General features: G+C 54.7%; 16 protein-coding genes and 6 pseudogenes. 8 read left to right on the top strand and 14 right to left on the bottom strand.

What is annotated here, in order from left to right:
* Nucleotides 1–44 precede the first annotated feature (44 nt).
* Both nifD and nifH read right to left on the bottom strand, forming a co-directional pair.
* Nucleotides 45–1,547 (bottom strand): nitrogenase molybdenum-iron protein alpha chain, encoded by a 1,503-nt coding sequence (nifD, locus tag GGI60_RS26490; protein WP_183934863.1) that lies wholly within the window; start codon nt 1,545–1,547, stop codon nt 45–47.
* Between the two features lie 106 nt (nt 1,548–1,653).
* On the bottom strand, nt 1,654–2,547 hold the full coding sequence (gene nifH / locus GGI60_RS26485; RefSeq protein WP_183934862.1) for a nitrogenase iron protein: 894 nt from the start codon (nt 2,545–2,547) through the stop codon (nt 1,654–1,656).
* A 370-nt stretch (nt 2,548–2,917) separates the two neighbouring features.
* On the opposite strand from nifH, the gene GGI60_RS26480 reads away from it, so the two are divergent.
* Entirely contained in the window at nt 2,918–3,355 is a 438-nt protein-coding gene (locus GGI60_RS26480; RefSeq protein ID WP_183919270.1) for a GDP-mannose 4,6-dehydratase, read from the top strand.
* 1,096 nt (nt 3,356–4,451) lie between these two features.
* On the opposite strand, the gene nodA is transcribed toward GGI60_RS26480, so the two are convergent.
* Nucleotides 4,452–5,039 carry a nodulation N-acyltransferase NodA gene (gene nodA / locus GGI60_RS26475; RefSeq protein ID WP_004679687.1) on the bottom strand — a complete coding sequence of 196 codons (588 nt, stop codon included), beginning with the start codon at nt 5,037–5,039 and terminating at the stop codon, nt 4,452–4,454.
* A gap of 226 nt (nt 5,040–5,265) precedes the next feature.
* On the bottom strand, nt 5,266–5,460 hold the full coding sequence (locus GGI60_RS26470) for a nodulation protein NodZ (protein WP_409527280.1): 195 nt from the start codon (nt 5,458–5,460) through the stop codon (nt 5,266–5,268).
* A gap of 271 nt (nt 5,461–5,731) precedes the next feature.
* Between GGI60_RS26470 and nodD2 the strand changes: the two genes are divergently transcribed.
* Nucleotides 5,732–6,676: a transcriptional regulator NodD2 gene (nodD2, locus tag GGI60_RS26465; RefSeq protein WP_088396764.1), complete on the top strand. Its 945-nt coding sequence runs from the start codon at nt 5,732–5,734 to the stop codon at nt 6,674–6,676.
* 598 nt (nt 6,677–7,274) lie between these two features.
* On the opposite strand, the gene nodD3 is transcribed toward nodD2, so the two are convergent.
* From nodD3 to GGI60_RS32215, 4 genes and pseudogenes are all read right to left on the bottom strand, one after another.
* Nucleotides 7,275–8,183 carry a transcriptional regulator NodD3 gene (gene nodD3 / locus GGI60_RS26460; protein ID WP_088396763.1) on the bottom strand — a complete coding sequence of 303 codons (909 nt, stop codon included), beginning with the start codon at nt 8,181–8,183 and terminating at the stop codon, nt 7,275–7,277.
* A gap of 150 nt (nt 8,184–8,333) precedes the next feature.
* Complete coding sequence (locus GGI60_RS26455; RefSeq protein WP_088396762.1) at nt 8,334–9,359, bottom strand: LLM class flavin-dependent oxidoreductase; 1,026 nt, start codon at nt 9,357–9,359, stop codon at nt 8,334–8,336.
* Nucleotides 9,360–9,817: 458 nt separating this feature from the next.
* Nucleotides 9,818–10,282: a hypothetical protein gene (locus GGI60_RS26450; protein WP_141098810.1), complete on the bottom strand. Its 465-nt coding sequence runs from the start codon at nt 10,280–10,282 to the stop codon at nt 9,818–9,820.
* A gap of 226 nt (nt 10,283–10,508) precedes the next feature.
* Nucleotides 10,509–10,668 (bottom strand): annotated as a pseudogene (locus GGI60_RS32215) (IS110 family transposase); the annotation flags it as partial.
* Nucleotides 10,669–10,788: 120 nt separating this feature from the next.
* Between GGI60_RS32215 and GGI60_RS32210 the strand changes: the two are divergent.
* Nucleotides 10,789–11,154, top strand: a pseudogene (locus GGI60_RS32210) (ATP-binding protein); the annotation flags it as partial.
* A gap of 91 nt (nt 11,155–11,245) precedes the next feature.
* On the opposite strand, the gene GGI60_RS26440 reads toward GGI60_RS32210, so the two are convergent.
* Nucleotides 11,246–11,602 carry a hypothetical protein gene (locus tag GGI60_RS26440; protein ID WP_082366430.1) on the bottom strand — a complete coding sequence of 119 codons (357 nt, stop codon included), beginning with the start codon at nt 11,600–11,602 and terminating at the stop codon, nt 11,246–11,248.
* Between the two features lie 811 nt (nt 11,603–12,413).
* On the opposite strand from GGI60_RS26440, the gene GGI60_RS32835 reads away from it, so the two are divergent.
* Together GGI60_RS32835 and GGI60_RS32830 are read left to right on the top strand one after the other, a co-directional pair.
* Entirely contained in the window at nt 12,414–12,521 is a 108-nt protein-coding gene (locus GGI60_RS32835) for a nitrogen fixation protein NifQ (protein ID WP_141098812.1), read from the top strand.
* Between the two features lie 404 nt (nt 12,522–12,925).
* Nucleotides 12,926–13,006, top strand: a pseudogene (locus GGI60_RS32830) (IS5/IS1182 family transposase); the annotation flags it as partial.
* 698 nt (nt 13,007–13,704) lie between these two features.
* Here the strand turns inward: GGI60_RS32830 and GGI60_RS26430 are convergent.
* Nucleotides 13,705–14,226, bottom strand: a complete 522-nt coding sequence (locus GGI60_RS26430; protein WP_054185946.1) for an aminoacyl-tRNA deacylase — start codon at nt 14,224–14,226, stop codon at nt 13,705–13,707.
* An 83-nt stretch (nt 14,227–14,309) separates the two neighbouring features.
* Entirely contained in the window at nt 14,310–15,005 is a 696-nt protein-coding gene (locus GGI60_RS26425; protein WP_088396759.1) for a DUF6875 domain-containing protein, read from the bottom strand.
* Between the two features lie 356 nt (nt 15,006–15,361).
* Here GGI60_RS26425 and GGI60_RS26420 point away from each other — a divergent pair, with 356 nt between their 5' ends.
* Nucleotides 15,362–15,934: a hypothetical protein gene (locus GGI60_RS26420; protein ID WP_245303158.1), complete on the top strand. Its 573-nt coding sequence runs from the start codon at nt 15,362–15,364 to the stop codon at nt 15,932–15,934.
* 325 nt (nt 15,935–16,259) lie between these two features.
* Here the strand turns inward: GGI60_RS26420 and GGI60_RS26415 are convergent, their stop codons facing one another.
* Together GGI60_RS26415 and GGI60_RS26410 are read right to left on the bottom strand one after the other, a co-directional pair.
* A complete protein-coding gene (locus GGI60_RS26415; protein WP_054185944.1) occupies nt 16,260–16,556 on the bottom strand; it encodes a hypothetical protein in 297 nt (98 codons plus the stop codon).
* A pseudogene (locus tag GGI60_RS26410) lies at nt 16,556–16,777 on the bottom strand (transposase domain-containing protein); the annotation flags it as partial. The gene GGI60_RS26415 and the pseudogene GGI60_RS26410, both read right to left, overlap by 1 nt.
* A gap of 94 nt (nt 16,778–16,871) precedes the next feature.
* Here GGI60_RS26410 and GGI60_RS32200 point away from each other — a divergent pair.
* Nucleotides 16,872–17,146 (top strand): annotated as a pseudogene (locus tag GGI60_RS32200) (serine recombinase); the annotation flags it as partial.
* Nucleotides 17,147–17,267: 121 nt separating this feature from the next.
* Here the strand turns inward: GGI60_RS32200 and GGI60_RS32825 are convergent.
* Nucleotides 17,268–17,669, bottom strand: a pseudogene (locus GGI60_RS32825) (Tn3 family transposase); the annotation flags it as partial.
* 589 nt (nt 17,670–18,258) lie between these two features.
* On the opposite strand from GGI60_RS32825, the gene GGI60_RS32540 reads away from it, so the two are divergent.
* Nucleotides 18,259–18,384 (top strand): hypothetical protein, encoded by a 126-nt coding sequence (locus GGI60_RS32540; protein WP_280950513.1) that lies wholly within the window; start codon nt 18,259–18,261, stop codon nt 18,382–18,384.
* Nucleotides 18,385–18,428: the final 44 nt, after the last annotated feature.

The raw sequence follows: 18,428 nt of genomic DNA, 5'->3' as shown, positions 1-18,428 counted from the left end.
GATGGAAGGGCCTGGCCTGCCCCCTCCCAAGACAGGCCAGGCTCTCATTCGGCCGCAACCGCCTCAGCTGGCGCGGCCTTTTTTTTCCAGGGGACGTCGTAGAGATCCCACACCGGATTATTGATGGCCAGATCCATGTCGCGGGCGAATATGGCAAAGCCGTCATAGCCGTGATACGGGCCCGAATAATCCCAGGAGTGCATCTGGCGGAAGGGGATGCCCATCTTCTGCACCGGATACTTCTCTTTGATGCCGGACCCAACAAGGTCGGGGCGGATGCCTTCGATGAACTTTTCCAGCTCGTAACCGGTCACGTCGTCATAGATCAACGTACCCTTGTTCACATAATGGCCGGTGCGCTGATAGTCGTCGTTGTGGGCGAACTCGTAGCCGGTGCCGACGATCCGCATGCCGAGGTCCTCATAGGCCGTGATGACGTGGCGAGGACGCAGGCCGCCGACATAGAGCATCACCGTCTTGCCTTCGAGGCGCGGCCGGTACTTGTCGACGACAGCATCGACCAGGGGCCGGTACTTGGTGATGACAGCCTCGGTCTTGTCGACGATTTCCGGACCGAAGTGCTTGGCTATTTCGCGCAGGGAGGTTTCGATCTGGGACGGACCAAAGAAATTGTATTCCATCCACGGGATGCCATACTTTTCCTCCATGTGCCGACAGATGTAGTTCATCGAGCGGTAGCAGTGGATGAGGTTGAGCTTGGCCTTTGGCGCGCGCTCGACCTCAGCGAGCGTGGCATCACCCGACCAGTTGCCGACCACGCGCAGCCCCACCTCCTCCAATAGAATGCGCGTAGCCCACGCGTCGCCACCGATATTGTAGTCGCCGACGACGTTGACGTCATAAGGGCCGGTCTCGAACTCAACTTCGTTCTTGTCGAAAACCCAGTCACGGATGGCGTCGTTGGCGATGTGGTGGCCGAGCGATTGCGAGACGCCGCGGAAGCCCTCGCAGCGCACCGGCACGATCGTCTTTTCGTGCTCCTTGGCCTTCTTGCGCGACACCGCCTCAATGTCGTCGCCAATCAGCCCGATCGGGCATTCCGACTGCACGCTGATGCCGTTGTTGAGGGGGAAAAGCGCCTCGATCTCGTCGATGACCTGTTCAAGCTTCTTGTCGCCGCCGAACACGATGTCCTTTTCCTGGAAGTCTGAGGTGAACTGCAGCGTCACGAACGTGTCGATGCCCGTCAGGCCGACGTAGTAGTTGCGGCGTTGCGACCAGGAATAATGACCGCAACCGACCGGGCCGTGCGAGATGTGGACCATGTCCTTGACCGGCCCCCATACCACGCCTTTGGAGCCGGCATAGGCGCAGCCGCGGATCGTCATCACGCCCGGAATGGACTTGATGTTCGATTTGACGTCGCATTCGGAAAGCGCCTTCAGCTCATCGCCAGGCTCGTCGCCGCTCGTTGCGACGCTGAGGTGCTTCTTGCGGCGCTTTGCCGCCTTGTCTGGATATTGCGCTAACACTTCCGCAATGAGCTTTTCATGCAAAACGCTGTCATTCTCGTAATCAAGGCTCATGGGCCCCTGCCCCTTTCAAGGTTCGGGTTAGGTCGTCGTCGACGAAGCGTCTTTCGTGGAAGGACGCGCTGGCTCAAGGGCCAGCGCGTCCTGTCGACAGCGGCAGTTATTGAGCCGCAACCACCGCTGACTCCTTGGCCTGTAGTTCGGCCAGCATCTGCTCGTCGCTCTTCATGATGCCGAAGTCGAGCAGCATGTCTTCGAGCTCTTCCATGGTAATCGGGGTCGGAATGGTCCCTTGGCCCGAATTGGCATGGATCTTCTCGGCTAGCGCCCGATATTCCCCGGCCTGCTTGGAGTCCGGCGCGTACTGGATCACCGTCATCTTCCTGAGCTCGGCGTGCTGGACGATGTTGTCACGCGGCACAAAGTGGATGAGCTTGGAATTGAGCCTGGCAGCCAGCGCCTCGGAGAGGTCGAGCTCGCGGTCCGTCTGGCGCTCGTTACAGATCAGGCCGCCGAGCCGCACGCCGCCGGAATGGGCATATTTCAGGATGCCCTTGGCGATGTTGTTGGCGGCATAGAGTGCCATCATCTCGCCGGACATCACGATGTAGATCTCCTGGGCCTTGTTCTCACGGATCGGCATCGCGAAGCCACCGCACACCACATCGCCGAGCACGTCATAGGAGACGTAGTCGACATCGTCATAAGCGCCGTTCTCCTCGAGGAAATTGATCGAGGTGATGACGCCGCGCCCGGCGCAGCCGACGCCCGGTTCCGGACCGCCGGACTCCACGCACTTGATGCCTTTGTAGCCGGCCTTGAGCACGTCCTCGAGCTCAAGATCTTCCACCGAACCTTCCTGGGCTGCCAGATGCAGAACCGTGTCCTGTGCTTTGGCGTTCAGGATCAGCCGGGTGGAGTCAGCTTTCGGGTCGCATCCGACGATCAGGATCTTCTGCCCGAGGTCGACAAGCGCTGCGAGCGTATTTTGGGAGGTGGTGGACTTGCCGATCCCCCCTTTGCCGTAAAATGCGATTTGACGCAAACCTGACATATCGCCTTCCTTCTTTCGTTCCATCCATCGCTGAGTAAAAGGCCGGCAGCTCGCGCCGCCTCCCAGGGCAGTCTTCAAAACCCGTGCCATGTGGGCCGATCGAGCCGAAGCAAAGGTCTTTTTGTTGGGTTTCAGGAAGTTAGCCCGAGCCAGCACAGGAAACTGGCCACAACCCTAATGTCGCCGACAAGACAAAGCCGACAGACGGTGTCGTAAGGGCATCACTGACCGCGCGGCAGGGAGACCGCGACTATCAGCAGGATCAAACGAAGCTCCGAAAACTGGAGACATTCGCACATCCCTGTAGCCAAGAGAGAAATGGCGTATCGCACGGGCGACGCTGCGAGCGTCCAGGTGATAGAGCTTCGCCATGTGGCTGAACAAGCCAACTTCGATCGCGCAGGCCCACAGCGCCCGACAGCTGGCCAAAAACAGCGCCAGGAGCTGCGACTGGGGCCACGCACGTGAGTATGTCGAGGGCATGTGGCGCATGCTGCAGCAGGACAAGCCGGATGGCCACGTCTTGGCGACCGGCGAGATGACGAATGTCCGCCAATTTCTCGAGCGGGCTTTTGCCGAAGTGGACATTGCTTTGGAATGGCGTCCGGCGTCGACGAAATGGCTACGACTCCGCGTCCGGTGCCTGCCTTGTGGAAGTCGATCCTCGATACCTCCGCCCGACGGAAGTCGATCTTCTGCCGGTGATCCGACCAAGGCCCGCCAGAAGCTGAGCTGGCAACACAAGAACCCGGTTCGGGAGCTCGTCGCCGAGAAGGTGCGCGAGGTGTCAAGCACTGGAAGGCCCTGAACAGCCGGCAAGAGCTCTAAGTGTACGACTTGTCCAACAAGAAGATCTGGGTTGTCGGCCATCGCAGTATGGTCGGCAGTGCGCTTGTGCGCAGGCTCCGATGCCGTGCTCTGCGGCAGCCAGTATTCGCTGAGCGGTTTGACGATCTGCTGCCGCCCTATGACAGACGGGCGCCTCGAGCATGTCGTTCACCAGTTGGCGCTTGGAGGACGCCGGCGGCGCGGTTTGCCCAGCGGCTGATGCCTCCGTTAGAGACGACACCTTGCTCTGTGTCATCCGCAGGCAAGGAACCGCATCGACCCCGCCCTCGGTGATTGGTATCGACGACAAGCCGTGGCGGCGCAAGCACCACTACGGCACGAGGTGAATAATTCTCCATGTCGCATCGACGGTGAGAGCTATTCCGATGATCCCCTGATAGCAACAATCTGGACTTTGCGTTTGCCCATGTTCTTTGGCGGGAGAATGACATTAAACCGCGAAGCGCCTGCCCACAGTATCCGTGCACAGGTGTGACTACGTCGCGATTGCCAGAACGATCGTCGACAAGGTAGTCGCATCGCCTGCATAGTCTTGATCTGCAACGGAAGCGAACTGAGGAAGGAGAATGCGGATCTTCGTTATAATAGGGGATGATGACGTAGGCGCTGGGCAGCGAAGAGGACACGAGTGGGGAGAGTGACCCCGAGTTGGTTTTTTTTCGTTAAACAGAAAGGTTTGCATGCCTTTGTAGGCAGCTGACAGTGTTGCATACAACAAGATTGCCACGAAGCGGATTCATGAGGAGTCCGTTAGTGGGTCGAACGGGGAGCGCGGATCGTAAGCCCGCGAGCGCGCAAAAATACGGCATTAGCCGATGATGTTCATACGTCCTCGCTCCAGGTGCCCGGATTGCGGTACCGAGGCTTCGGGGCATATGTCCCTGATGGTCCTGCTTGTCTCGAATATCTCACGCTTGACGTCTTAGCGTTCGCAGATCGAAAGGTCGGGATGTGTCATCGTGTGGGTCGGTCCGTCATCGAGGGTTAGATAGACGCACCGATCACTGGGCCGCCACCGTCTCTTCGGATAACTTCAGCTATGGGACCATGCTCTTTCATAGCTCAGGGCCATTCCGCTCGATCAAGGTCCCCGATGGCCAGTCACTCATTGAGCATCCTATTGGGAATACTACCAGAATTACGTTTTCACAGCGCGTCGGCGGGAGGTTGAGATAAACATCGGCAAGGGTGGATCGCACGCGTACCCCTTCCAAAACAGTCGCAAGACCATTTCGGCAGAGCCTGAGAACAAGGTTGCGCAACGCCTGCCGAACACCGCCGAACGCAAACCGAACGCCAAGTTGCTGCAGCACTGGGTAAACAATGCGCATTGAATTGATGCCGTACCCCTCAAGATCTGGACGCACGCCCCACAATCCAAGCTCGCATACGAGTAGATCGACCTCGCCAACCCGAACGAAACGACGCAACAACCCCATATGAGCGGCCACACCGTGCGCATCATAGCCTATTACGCGAAGCTCGGGCCTAGCTCCTGACCAACTACGAGCACCTTCGAATGGAAGGGCGTTGTAAGCGCCAGTTGGCCCATAGGTCTTCCGAAAGAAATCTGCGAGCTCCGTGTGGTCAGAGAGCTCCAACTCGTTTTCCCAGCACACTTTCCACCGCACCTGAGGGCTCATACCTAAACCTCCACTTAATACTCTGTCCAGGCGTCGACAGAGCAACTACTTGATACGCACTGTTTGAGCGCTTCTAATGGCACCGGTATAAGCAAGTGAAATCATTTGTTTGGATGGAACTCATCCGTCCAATGGATGCGTTCCGATCAATCGGCCTGCCGTCGGCTGCCGACGGCCAGATGAAGCGGCCGCGCTCCAACTTCTTCGTGAACATGTCGGCTCTTCCTCAAGCGCCTTCAGGCGCGTTGATCTTTTCATCACAGATTACTGGCACCCCACCAATATCTTGAACCGGCTCCAAACAGAAGGAGCCCCGCCCGTCGATAGCCAGCGTGCGGCTCATCCGTTGCGCATAGCGCCCGACCGCCGCGAGCGACCATAGATAATCACCAAAGCCCTCCGGTGTCGCGATATGATGCACCTACTTCCGCCCATTCCGTTCACTAGCGTTCCGAATGTCATCTCGCTCAGTGACGCCGCTCCACATCGCCTATTGCTAAGGCGCCTTTCCATACTTAAATTAGAATATCTGCAACTATAACGTCTATCGTAACTATGCACGCTACTTAATAGATCGTCAAACTAACCTAAGCCTTTTTGACGAACCTTCATTGGATCTACGCTGGAAGGTTCTGTACTGGAAAAATTGATTGTTTGGATATAAAATATCCGATGTTTGGATGTGACTAAAGATGCGTTTCAAGGGCCTTGATCTAAACCTGCTCGTTGCACTGGACGCGCTCACGACCGAGCGCAACCTAACGGCTGCCGCACGTAGTATCAATCTAAGTCAGCCAGCCATGAGTGCCGCCATTGGCAGGCTGCGAGACTATTTCCGCGACGAATTGTTTACAATGAATGGTCGAGAACTTCGGCTGACGCCACGTGCCGAAGGACTTGCCTCGGCAGTGCGCGAAACTCTCTTGCAAGTACAATGCTCAATCATCTCTTGGGAGCCATTTAACCCGTCGAAGTCTGACAGATGCTTTAGAATAGTTCTGTCCGATTTCATGATGCTGATATACTTCAATAAGATCATTGAGCGCGTTGCTCGAGAAGCGCCCGCAGTCAGCTTCGAGTTGCTGCCTTTAGATAGTGATCCGTACGAAATGCTTAGCCGCGGTGACGTCGATTTCCTCATCCTGCCTGAATTTTTTCTCTCGGGCGCACATCCGAGCGCAAAGCTGTTCACAGAGAAATTTGTATGTGTAGCCTGTTCGACAAATGTGGACCTACCTTCAGCGCTGACGATTGAGCAATATGTTTCCATGGGACACGTCGCTGCCGCGTTTGGGCGCTTTTTGAAGCCATCGGTCGAGGGCTGGTTCTTGCTCGAGAATGGGATTCAGAGGCGGGTGGAGGTCGTCGTGCAAGGGTTTAGCTTAATACCATCAGTCCTGCGTGGCACGAAACGCATAGCTAACCTACCGCTTCGCTTAGTCGAGCATTACGAAAGTACTTTCCCTCTGCGGATCATCAACCTTCCGTTACCGCTTCCCGTCTTCAGCGAAGCTGTTCAATGGCCAGCGCTACATAATGCCGATCCAGGGAGCATCTGGTTTAGGGAGATATTGGTTGAGGAAGCTTCCCATATGATTTCCTCCAACGCACCTAAAATACATGGCTCGCTGCAATAATCCGGTCCCTGACGGAGGTTCCTGCTTGAGTACGATCTGCCGAGTCTGAACAAGTTCAACTAACGCGGAGAATTCGCGGCCGAGGCCGAAGGAGAGCATGTGGTATTTAGATCCGTCATGATACTGCACCCACCAAACAGGCGTTTCAGAGCCCAAACGCATGAAAATTCACATTGGAGCGCTCGCATTGGATCGCTGAAGAAGCCGCGGTTAGAAAGGCTGCTATCTAGTTCAGAATTCGAGATCCAATCCCCTGTGAAGCGGTTAAACGTGAACACTGGCCACATTCCCGAGGCCTCCGTCCCTGCTTACGTAGGAGCAGCGTCGGAGCTTAGCAGATGCCACCAAAAACCATCAGAAACGAACAATACCAGCAATTGTGGTCCCCCAGCACCCTTCGCTTTGCCGCCGAAGGTGCTATTCTAGACCGCAGGTCGCGCAATCGTCCGAAGGGCGGCCGACCGGCGACGGACTTGGCGCTCAGCTTCGTCGATAAAATGGCCTGCGGGTCAGTCGCAGGTGGTTCCGTCTTCAGCTAATCGGCTACGTCGCGGGTCGATCGATCCAACGCAGCCCAGCTTCCTAGGTTTCAAGATGGTCACGGCAATCGCGCTGCCTCCTGAACCATTATATCTCGCATCCAGATATTTGCCGGATCTTTGTCTTGAAGTACCGGCCATTGGACCGCCTCGGTGAATGTCGGCAGCGTTATCGGGGGCGCAGTCATCCGCAATGGTATCATGTCCTCAAAAAGCCCAACTAATCGTAACGGAATGGTTGCGATGCGATCAGTGCCCATCAGGGCGGCGGGGATCATGCTAAAGCTTGAAACAACGACTTCGACCCGCCTCTTGAGGCCATGCTCCTGCAAGAAGCAATCTTCTATGGTAGGCTGCTGCGTCCGACCGAACCTAACTACCGCGTGCCCCATCGATGAATACTCCTCGGCAGTAAGGGCTTCCTCAAGTTGTTTGTTATTACTGCAGCCGACGCAAGTCAGTCGTTCCTGAAATAGATCTATCTTAGGGTGCGCGCTCGACATGAATAACGGTGGGCTAATAAGGAAGTCTACGTCGCCGCGTCGCAAGAGCTCGTCTGGATTGTCAGTAAGAGGCAGCAAGTCAAAGCTAATGCCGGGCGCCTCCCGCGCAAGACGCTCCAGTATCTTCTGAAAAAGAACAACTGTAACGAAATCGCACAAGCTTACTCTGAAATGACGATCTGATTGATCAGGAATAAATTCATCCCAGGATATGATATTGAGCCGAATATGCTGTAAAGTCTCACGAATCGCAGGCGCGAGGTCTTCCGCACGCGGCGTTGGAACAAATTCACGACCACGCATCGTAAAAAGTTCATCGCGGAAATAGGAGCGGAGCCGGCGGACGGCTGCACTCATTGCGGGCTGGCTTAGATTAATGCTACGTGCCGCCGCAGTAAGGTTGCGCTCAATCATTAGTGCATCGAGCGCGACAAGGAGGTTGAGATCGAGGCCCTTAAATCGCATATCTTTTAACTATCCAATAATGCAGCCCTTCCACAATGGTTGTTCCTACGGCGATGGCTGAATTCGCCTTGGCGCTCCTCAACCGATTTGAGGGCGCGGCCACAGAGACCTAATCTCTGTGCTCGGAAAGCAACCTGAGGCCAGTCCAGATTAAGCCATAACTCCAGAGTGAACGCTCGTTGCAGTGTAATAGGAAGCTTCCAATGGCAAATCGCCAAACGCCAGTTGGCAAAGAAGATAATTAGCACCTGCTTCCTCGACATGATCGAGAAGATCTTGCCTAACTGACGCCGCAGTACCAACTACGCACAACTGACAGTCTACTGCTGCATCAAAATCTGGCGGGAGGTTCTGAGGAGTCTGTATCCCGTTTAACTCGTACAGAAACTTAAAGCTCCGAAGCCACCGTTGATAAGCCGGGGCCGCGAGCGAAATGGCATGCTTCGTCGTGCTGCCGGCCACCACCATTCGGACCAACCCAAGGAATGGCGCCCGTTTCCTGCCCCCGGCGGTATGTCTCTCGTGTGCTCGGTAGGCATCAGTGATCTGGCGAACAGCAGAAGCTGGGCCGCCGCAGGCAAGATTTGTATCGTTCTCAGCCGCCCACCGCGCAACCTCAGGACGACTGGTTGTAATCCATGTCGGAGGCTGAGGACGTTGGTGTGGCCTCAACATCAACGGGACTTTGTCGAGTTCAAAGTGGTCGCCTTTGTAGGAAAGAGCTTGGGCTCCTCCCTTCATCGCTTGGATGACGATCTCGCTGGCTTCGAGATAGCGCGATGTCGCCACCTCCTCATCAATACCGAAAAAGCCCCATTCGATTGGTAAGGAGCCGCGTCCCATGCCCAACTCGAGCCTGCCACCACTCAGATGATCCAGCATGCAAATTTCTTCGAACGCACGTATCGGATGATAAAGGTTCAATAGCATAACCAACGGACCGAGACGAAGATGCTGCGTGCGCTGAGCTACGCCTGCTAGAAATAGATTCGGCGAAGGTCCCCTACCATGGGGGGTACAGTGGTGCTCTGCGACGTGATATCCATAAAAGCCAAGGCGATCGCAAACCTCTGCCAACTTCATGCGATCTTCATATTGGCGCGCAATCTCTCTGCCGTCTTCGTCCAAATGGTCGAAAATGCCAACCATCAGCTTTGCGGGAAGAGAGTTTGTCATCTGAATGTCTCCAAGTTTGGCGGCGAGTTTTCGGTGGCCAGGACCGGAGGGTGGCCCCGATATCTTTCGCCAGGAATATTCGCCGTTCTTAAGTTTGCACTGAATTATCTTATGGTTACGGCGGCGCCGGAAAATCTATCCGAAGCCCGTTGCGCTAGGTTGGTTTGAGGGTCTGGCAGGAATTGGAGGCCGCACCTCCAGAGCCGATAATTGTTGGGGGCTTCGAGTTTATTGAACCTGCTCAGCTTTCACCCCCTAGACTAGGACGCCACCCGCTTCATCTACCGTTACGAGCATGCGATTGCTGGCGACGGCTCTCGCGTCCGCAATCAGGTGGCTGCTCCAAAAATGCAGTCTACAGTTTCATCAATGGATTTATCTGCGTTGCCGTACCGATAACGCATATGGAATGGCAAAGAGCTTCGTTCGGAAACATTGCCAGTATAAATTTTTCCGTTCTAATTCCCTTTGCCAAAACCTTCCATTTTTACCCGCCCGGGCCCTAAAAAGTACGAAGTTAATTTCGAAAGGGTGATCGAAAGCGCCAGGCTCACTACCTCACCCATACTTAACATCCTTGCGGTTCTCTTCGTAAAGCTGTTGGTTCTGAAAACGATGCTGACGCCGATGAGCTGAACGTAATGCTCACGTTGAAATGATATGGATCCTTCGTATTTCCTGTATGACTTCGCGGCGAGTAACACCCCATCTCGCATACCCACAGCTCCGTTCACTTTTGAGAACCCAAGGATTGGGAAGTTCGAATAGTGGTTGTTCAGCTTTTGTGGCGACCCGAACGGGTTATGGCTGGTATTCGGTGTAATGCGAGGAGGCTCTTGCAGTAGGGGAAGAAAGGACCCAGAGCTATGTCTCCGCACTTGATTGGCAGACGAGAGTGCGTTCTGCATTTCCACGTTGGCCATATCCGTCTCCATTTGTCGGCCAGGTCCGTGACCTTGCCCTCGGCTGCTCTCCGGTGGAGCAACATCATGGTATCCCCAAATTCATAGTCGAGGTGTTTAATAACATCCCATGGCTTCGTAAAATTAATTGTTTGTATGGCATTGATCCACCAGGTGAATAACCCGGGATCTCCACATTCAAAGGGTTGCTCAAACGTCAACGCTTCTTGCCACGTCTGACCCAGGGCACAACAGCGCTCGCCCCGATGTTCAGAAGGCGTCTAAGCGTTCGATGCCATTTTGGATGTTCGTCCGAACCGTTGCTTTCCTTCGGTCGATCGAAGTGGCGTAAGGCCGACCCGGGCGAAATCACGGGCCCTTCTGAAGGTGCAAGGATCAGGAGCCAGTGCGGTTGTATGTCCCTGCATTTCCAGATCTTAGCTTTATAGGATGAAAGGTGTTACGATAGGGAGATGAGGAGACGCCGCGTAGGGGCTGGCAGATCAGACTCTATAGATCGCTTCATGGACTTGATGCGCGGCCGTTTCTTCAATGTCATCGATCTGGTCAACCGTGACGACAAGCAAGGCGGATAGTCGACTACCTCACACGCCTCGACTTCATCACCCTCCATGAGATCGGCTATCTGCCGTTCGCGCAGGCCGGAGGCCCGCTCCTGTTCCACCTTATCCGCAGGCTTTACGAGCGCACCTCGCTCACCGTCACCGGCGAACATGGCCTTCGGTGAACGGCCCGCCGGCGTTCGGTGATGCCAACAGCACTGCTCGATTGCTTGACTCATCATTGTAGAAATTGGGAAAGAGTCCTGGCGCTTCAAAAACCGCTTCAAAGCTAAAGTCGGGATACGCACTTGGCCCATAGTCATTAACTAATTCAGAACCAATTTGAAATGGAGAATGCGTACTGATTCAGGGCCAGTGATACGAGTGGAGAAGCTAGCGGTGGCCAAGTTGGCAAAGGTAGTTAGGTACTGTCAGGCGGCGAGAAGAAGCAGTTCACGTCGTTTTCAGTCGGGTGAAGGCAGATATGATACCGGCCATCTCCGGAAGGGATTTCGTCCCCATACGGAATGAAGAAAAGATGTGGTTTTGTCGCGAGGTGGTGGTCGCCCGCATGCAGTAAGACGGAAAAACCGCGGGGCCCTCTACGAATGTTCTGAGTCGGAATGGACTGACAATCTCCACTCAAACCGTGGGCCTTGCAGCACGCCGGAGGATAGGTCCAGCCGCTCTTCGCTTGATGGGCGTCGGTTGGAACGATAGTACAGACGGAGATCGCCCCAAGTGTGATCAGCAGCACTGTTGATGTGGCGAGTGTCATTACATACCTCCTTAGAGGCAGCCCCTCGAAAAAACGCCGGGAGGTTGCGCACTGATTGCCAAGAACGCGCGTCTTTTCGATACCTCGTCGTTTTTTGTCACGGACACTTCCGGGTCAGAAACGCCTGCGCCTCTAGGACCATCGCCATGGTGCGTAGAGGCACATAGAGGCGAGTGAGCATCGGCGCCATTAGGATACTGCTCCGCTGCCTGGAAGTGAAGCCAATCTTCTGCCGCGCCGACCGCACGAATGGTACCTCCGGGCTCCGCCGCGGCGAAGGCATCCTGCTGAGCTCCATAGCACCCGATCGGGGTGAGCAGGAGTGGAGCTTCCGAAAAATTCGCGTTGCAAAGCGACGCTCTGAAGCGGTGGCTGTCTCACTACCCCCTTCTGAAGGGCGAAATTGGCTTCGATCAGTATGTGATCACTTGCGTACTTTCGCGGGCACTGGAGGAGGTTGAGGCCGGCGAGGCGACGGCTACGGAGGTGCCGGATTTCGCAGATTGAACTCCGAGATGCGCTATCTAACCACGCTTACTTTGTCATTTGCCGTTGAAAACGTGCGGGATGCAGAGGTTGGCGTCGACAAGGACTGTTGCATGGTCTGTTGCTGAATTACGCCCGGCCGCACGAGCTCATCAGCAGCCTATTTGCCAAAGTTATTGCGCTTCGCGCTTGCGAGATGATGACCTATAGAAGGAGTTCGGCCTCACGACCCGGGCGAACGAACCAGATTGGTCGCCAATCATTTCCCCCAGCTCGCTGCTGAGAACACCCACAATATGAGTGGAAGAAAAACCTCTACCACCAAATCTGTCAATCTGCAGGTTTCATTCTGTGCTCCCCTCCGAATTACCAACAATGCGAGGAATTCCAGAGCTGCTTTCGTTCCGACGAGTATGACACGGAACCGACGTAGCTACATAAGGCATAAAAGCCATGCGTCGCGTCCCTCGGTCAAAATCCAATCAGCTATTGATGAAGTTTTCTTACCTGACTCACTGCCGGGCATTGATCAGGAGAAACGACTAGAATTGTCTAAGCTGTCGAAGGAAGAGCGGTTAACAATGGAGTCGCACTTGCCGAAAAACCAGCCAGGTGCACGCGGGGTGGATGACCGTCGCGTGATTCCGGCATCATCCACGTTCAGAAGGTCGGTTGCAGCTGGTGTGATTGCCTGGCCGCTTATGACCCACCGACGAGGTCTATAATCGCTCAACCCGTTGATGGTCGCGACGAGGCTCCTGGCTGAAGTCGCTCGTGCAGACTGGCGCAGTGACGAAGAGTACGGCGGACTGCGCCAATTGTGCACGACCCGCGGCGGCATTTGGTGGAAAGGGGGCGCAAGAACAAGCCATTGGCCGTTGTCGCGGTGGCCGGACCACCAAAATCTATGCGCTCACCATGTGATTCCCGCCCGCAATTTCACAGCAGGAGACGTCAGACAGTTAATGCGTACGCCAGGCTTGATCGCCCGCGCTGGCCCAATGCGTTATCTGTTGGGAGCCAAAAAGTATTACGCTGGGCAAATTGCGCTGCTCGCTGCAAACGAAGAAATGCACACCGATCATTCCTAGTCGGCGCAACCGAAAAAAGGTTGTCCGCTTTGATCAGCGACGATACCGAGCGCAGCATCTGATCGAGAGCGCGTTTAATGGAACGAACTCAGGTTGGAAATGCATGCGCTAGCGCCGAGTCCGGCATGGCGCATGGTTCTACCACTCATGGGGAGCCGATGCGCAGACATAGTCCACTAGATATTCACGTTGAAACAACCAGTCAGCGCGAACTCGTACGATCCGTACTTAGAAATTCCATGCGCCGGCGAGTAGATGCTCGAAGGTTTTTTCGCGTGTTCAGCTATCCTCAGGACGGCCCACGTGCCGTTACGTTTGAAGCTTGCGCTCGACTGATTGAGTTTCGGCCTTAGAGCGGGCGGCTCCGGACAAATTTCGTTATAGTGTGGACTGTGAGCCGGTTACGCGGCATACGTATTGGAACCCTCATTATCTATCAAGACGCCGTTATGTCGACCCGCATTTCCTCTTCCGAAAAATAACCTAACCTTGGTCACGGCCTCTCTTTGATAGGTGACGGAGTCGTTAGGTTTGGGTGGCTCGTGCACGAGTCTGCAACGGCTGCCCGATCTTCCAAAGCATGCTTGTGTCGATCTCAAGCTCGACTCCAAACTTGCCCGCACCGGTGACTACGGTAGGATAAGCAAAAAGGGCGGTGTCAATCAGTACGGCGATCTTCTGGAGACCGAATGGTGATACGCTTCCTGACGGGTAGCCGAAGAGATCCAGTACCTGTTCTTTCTGAGCCAGTTCGGCTCGTTTCCATCCATACGTGCCAGCAACCGCTTTCATGTCGATCTTTGCAGGTGATGGCAGCAAAACGGCACAAAGGTGGCGTCCAGGATCCAATCGGCGCATCACATCGTCTGCTTGCTGCTCCGCAACAATCATTGTCTTTGCAACGCGTCCGACGGGAAGCCCGATAGCAGAGGCTAAATCTGAAGGGGATGTAATAGGGGTGGCGAAATCACTATATCGCCACAATCGTACCGTCGACGCTCCGATCTGGTGCAGTTCAGCGAGTACGTTCGGATGAACATCCAACATAGTCGTTTCCTTCCGTTTCATATGGTAGGATGATCGAGCATGGCTGTATGCGACTGCGAGTACACCGCGGTTGCGAGTAGGTTTCAGCCGGTTCGCTCCAAAAGTTGCCTAATGCGGCGGCGACCCTCGTCACCAAAAATACTGAAGTAAGCCTCCAGGCACTTATCGCTGCCAAGCATGAAAGGAGCATCATATTTGGTGATATGCCGAATAGCCAAGGCTGGAACCGGCGTGTCGAGCGGTCGAAACATCCTATTGTGCAACCCAGGTTCAGGGCAACCTGGATAAAATTCACCGATCATGAAACCTTCCTGAATGAAGTCGGGCTTCAGCCGTTTCTGCAGTTGACGTATCATGTTGATCTCTCCTTCATCCTGAATTCCAGGAAGGGCAATAATAATCGCCTTATAGATCCAGTCGCCCGTTCGATCGTTGAAGGACATAACGGGTTTCATCTGGCTGAAGACGGCGAGCATACGCGCCATCTCATTTTCGATTTCGTCAACTGCAACAACTTGCGACGCGGCAATCCGTAAGAGTCCCTTCGTCAGAGCTTCGGGAACGAAAGGGCAAACGCTCCCGTCCCGACCCAAGCGAGGATGTGGATTGGAGAGGAAGTCCGAGGCATACCGAGCAAATTTCTGAAGAGCTGCGTTTGTATACTCATCGTAGGCATTGTATCCGGCATCAATGTTCTTTTCCAGAATTTCGCCCACTGTCATCAATGGACCGATCGTCCCGAACGGTAGGCTGTAATCTGTCCAGATCTCTTTGGTCATTTCGGATCCCTCGTTCGAAAAGCCACACGTTCAAAACGGAAGGTCGGGCTCTTTCATGCCAGCTCGGGCGGCGGGCGAGCTGGATCGGGGGCCAACTAAGAGACCGACCTTCCATCGGAAGCGAAGCTCCCGAATTTTTTAATAGCACTGGTAGTTACACTTGTGTAACTGTTTTTTTAAATGGATGTGAAAACAAGAGCGGGGGCTCGTGCACCCTGAAGGTCAGTCGCACGACCGCCAAAAACTCTACATTCGTCGTAGTTATAAAGACATACATATGATAAATGTCGCCGCGAGGGGATCCGGTAACAGGCTTTGGGTGAAAACAGAACGACCCATTGCGCAGAGGCGTGGCCGTGGCGAAAACAACACGAAGAGTAATATATACGCCAGAACAGATCGACGTCGGCGTAAAGCATAAGCTTGAGGAAATTGACTCGTTTTTGTCAGATCTCTTTAGCGAAAATTCCGAAGAAAAACTTTTCCTGAGGAACATTCTTGGGTTGCTGCTTAAAGTATATCATATGCATGCTAATAACAGACCCATGACGAAAATGCAGGCGTGTCGCTATCTACCTTTTAAAAACCAGACTGTTTGCCAAAAGTATGTCGAGGCAGCGCATCTGCGTGGGTTCATCGACATCACTCGGGACAAAACGGACAAACGGCGTCTGATTGTTGTTCCAAAAGAGCCGTTGGTTGTCTATGTCAATGAATATATAGCTAACTTCCTTGATGACTGCCGTAGAGCGATTGACAGTGCCGCTCAAGTAGCTACGCTTCCTGAGGAAGGAATGGCAACGGCACGGTCTTCATCTACTAATAAATCGCCAGCGTCTTCTGGAGCACCTGTGGGTTCCTCTCAAAAGAGAGCCGATCTAAAAGCCCAGGCAATTTTAGCGAGTTCTATTGTGGGGAAGCAAAAGTAAGAAGCCGTCTCGCGCGCGATTAGCCTTTCATCAATCAAATGTCCCCTCCGTATACAAGCTTCATCGAGCTAACCCACATCGCCCAGCCGGCCAGGCAGCCGGTGCAGGCGCTGCTACGGGGGAGCGGCTGTATCGTCGTTTCTGCCAGGAAACCGCGCGGGAGGTTCGGCGGCGTCCTCAGGCGCATACCTTGGCATTTACGCTGTCTTATTTAGGCGAGGCGGAAACCGCTAACGCGGCCGTCCATCTCTTGGTCGAGACAGTGCATGAGATGGTGGCGAGTGGGAACCCAGGGTCGTCGCCTCGATCGTAACCGGCCCGATTGCTACCGCGGAGATTTTGCTTTGATGCGAGCGACGAGCGGCTCGTCGTCAACAAAGCTGTCGAGGAAGTCGTTCCATTCTTGGGATGACCGGCGGGCGTCTTTGAGCATCTGCTCCAATTCGTCCATGCCGTCGTCTGTCAGTGCGGTCACGGATTCGTCGTCGCCAGTGCACACGGAGATAATGCTGCCATAGCTCAGATTATCATCGTTGGAGACGATTGCCTGAAGAAGCTCCGGGTCCTCTTCGAGAATTTCGGCAACAAATTTGATCGTACGGACGTGGGTGACTGTCGCCATCAGGCTGCCTTTGCGTCGATTGTGGTGATCGCCGACCAGTTCCACGGAAGCAATTCGCCTAACCGACTGATCTTGTGATCGTGGATACGATCGAGCACGTCAGCCAGATAGGCCTGCGGATCAAGACCATTCATCTTTGCTGTCTCGATGTTCGTCATGGCGGGAGCCAAGGTCTCCGCTCCCGTATCGGCTCCTGCGAAGAGCCAATTCCCTCTTCCAACGCCAAAGCCCGTTCATTCTGCCCATGTCGGCGATGAAGTCGAGGTCTATTATCGCTGGCATCCGTATTTCGGCCAGAGGGTTTCCATTCGGCACGACGATGCGGTGCGTGACGTGGTGTTGACGATCCATTGGAAGGGCGGTCAGCTTCGGAGCTCAAGGTCCGTAAGCCTCAGACCGGTGAACACGGTTGTGCCACCACTGAGGATGCCCTGGCGGTGATGCGCAGCATGGCTGGTCGCTGCTCCGATGAACATATCGCCGCGTCGCTTAATCGAATGGGCATGCCAACGGGGCAAGGAAAAACCTGGACCGGGCATCGGGTCGCTTCTGTAAGGCGGGTGCGTGCGATCCACGCGTACAAATCAGCCTAACTATCGCTTGCATCCAAGGCCAGAGGGTTTCCATTCGACGCGTCGAAGAAAGAGCGACAGGTCGGTTTCTGAAGGTTTTGGGGCCGGTCTGTCAGGGTTATTCTGAACAGTACCCTCTAATGGCATCGCCTTGCGCGGTGGCGGCAAATAATAGGCCGTCGCTCGAAGCCTGAGTGCTCATGGATCGGTAACCCCGCCTGCGCCTCGACCACCCTGGCTAGCCCCGGTCGTAGGCTTCGCCCTCGACATGCCACTGTCGAATACGGATTAACACCCACAAGGTGTGAGTGTCTCTGTGCCATCGGCCATCATGCGCAGGCCAAAGTTAGTCCCTTCCGCGAGGATGACGTTCATCGCAGGGCGCTCCGCAGATGATTGAATGCTTCGCAGAAGCCAGTCGCAGCATCCACGTCTGGACATAGGTGATCCGCGTGGGCGGGATTTGCTTGTAGAGATCGAGTACCACGTCCTCAAAGCCGTCCGGTGCGGCGACTTTGAGCTTCTCTCTATACAGGACGCCTTCGCAATCGAGGTGCAGGTCTGAGATCGCTATAGCATCGGGACCCGGCCAGGCATTCCCCAATAGGTGTCTCGTGTTTCTTGTCGCATCCGGTGGATCTTTTACTTGACGCATGCGGCCATAGCATCTGTTAACAGGGACAAGGCCTGCGGCACCAGAAGCGGCGCATCCGCACCCACTATCGTGCGGAGGGCCACAGTCCGTTAACAATTCACAGGTTTCAGGGTGCATCAGCAACAACAAAAATCGACGGCAAGCTCGATGGGGGGCCACGCGGATTGGGGTGCTCACTGAGCGCCGAGGTTCTAGGCCTCAACTGTACCGCCCCCACCGAACTTCGGAGCTGTCGATCCTGTTCAAGACGTTCAATCAGAACCCTACTCGGTTTGTCGTGCTTGCGACAGCGTGATGTGCGTTTTGGCACGTTTCGGCGCTCTAGGGCAGCCATTGAATAACATTCAGAACAGTTTTCTGATGCTTTTCGCTCTTTCTGCATTGGCACGAATCTTGAACCTTTTTGTTGCGCGCCGATAGGAGCTCCCAACGGGGCCTTGGCATCTTCTCAATCCAGCTCTGAACGGAGACACCAATGATGAACAACATGGCGGCCTATCGTGTAACTGAATTAACCCCTCAAGAAGCAGCTGAAACCTCCGGAGGTTTGTATTTTTGGGTTTACTTGTTTTTGCGACGTTACGGGCACTTGTTTGGTTGATACAAAGCGAGCTGGCTCTCGATGGCTCCTAATGACTATAGACT

This window comes from Rhizobium lentis (assembly GCF_014200175.1).
GTDB classification, from domain to species: domain Bacteria; phylum Pseudomonadota; class Alphaproteobacteria; order Rhizobiales; family Rhizobiaceae; genus Rhizobium; species Rhizobium mulingense.
This window is presented reverse-complemented; position numbering and strand designations above follow the sequence as displayed.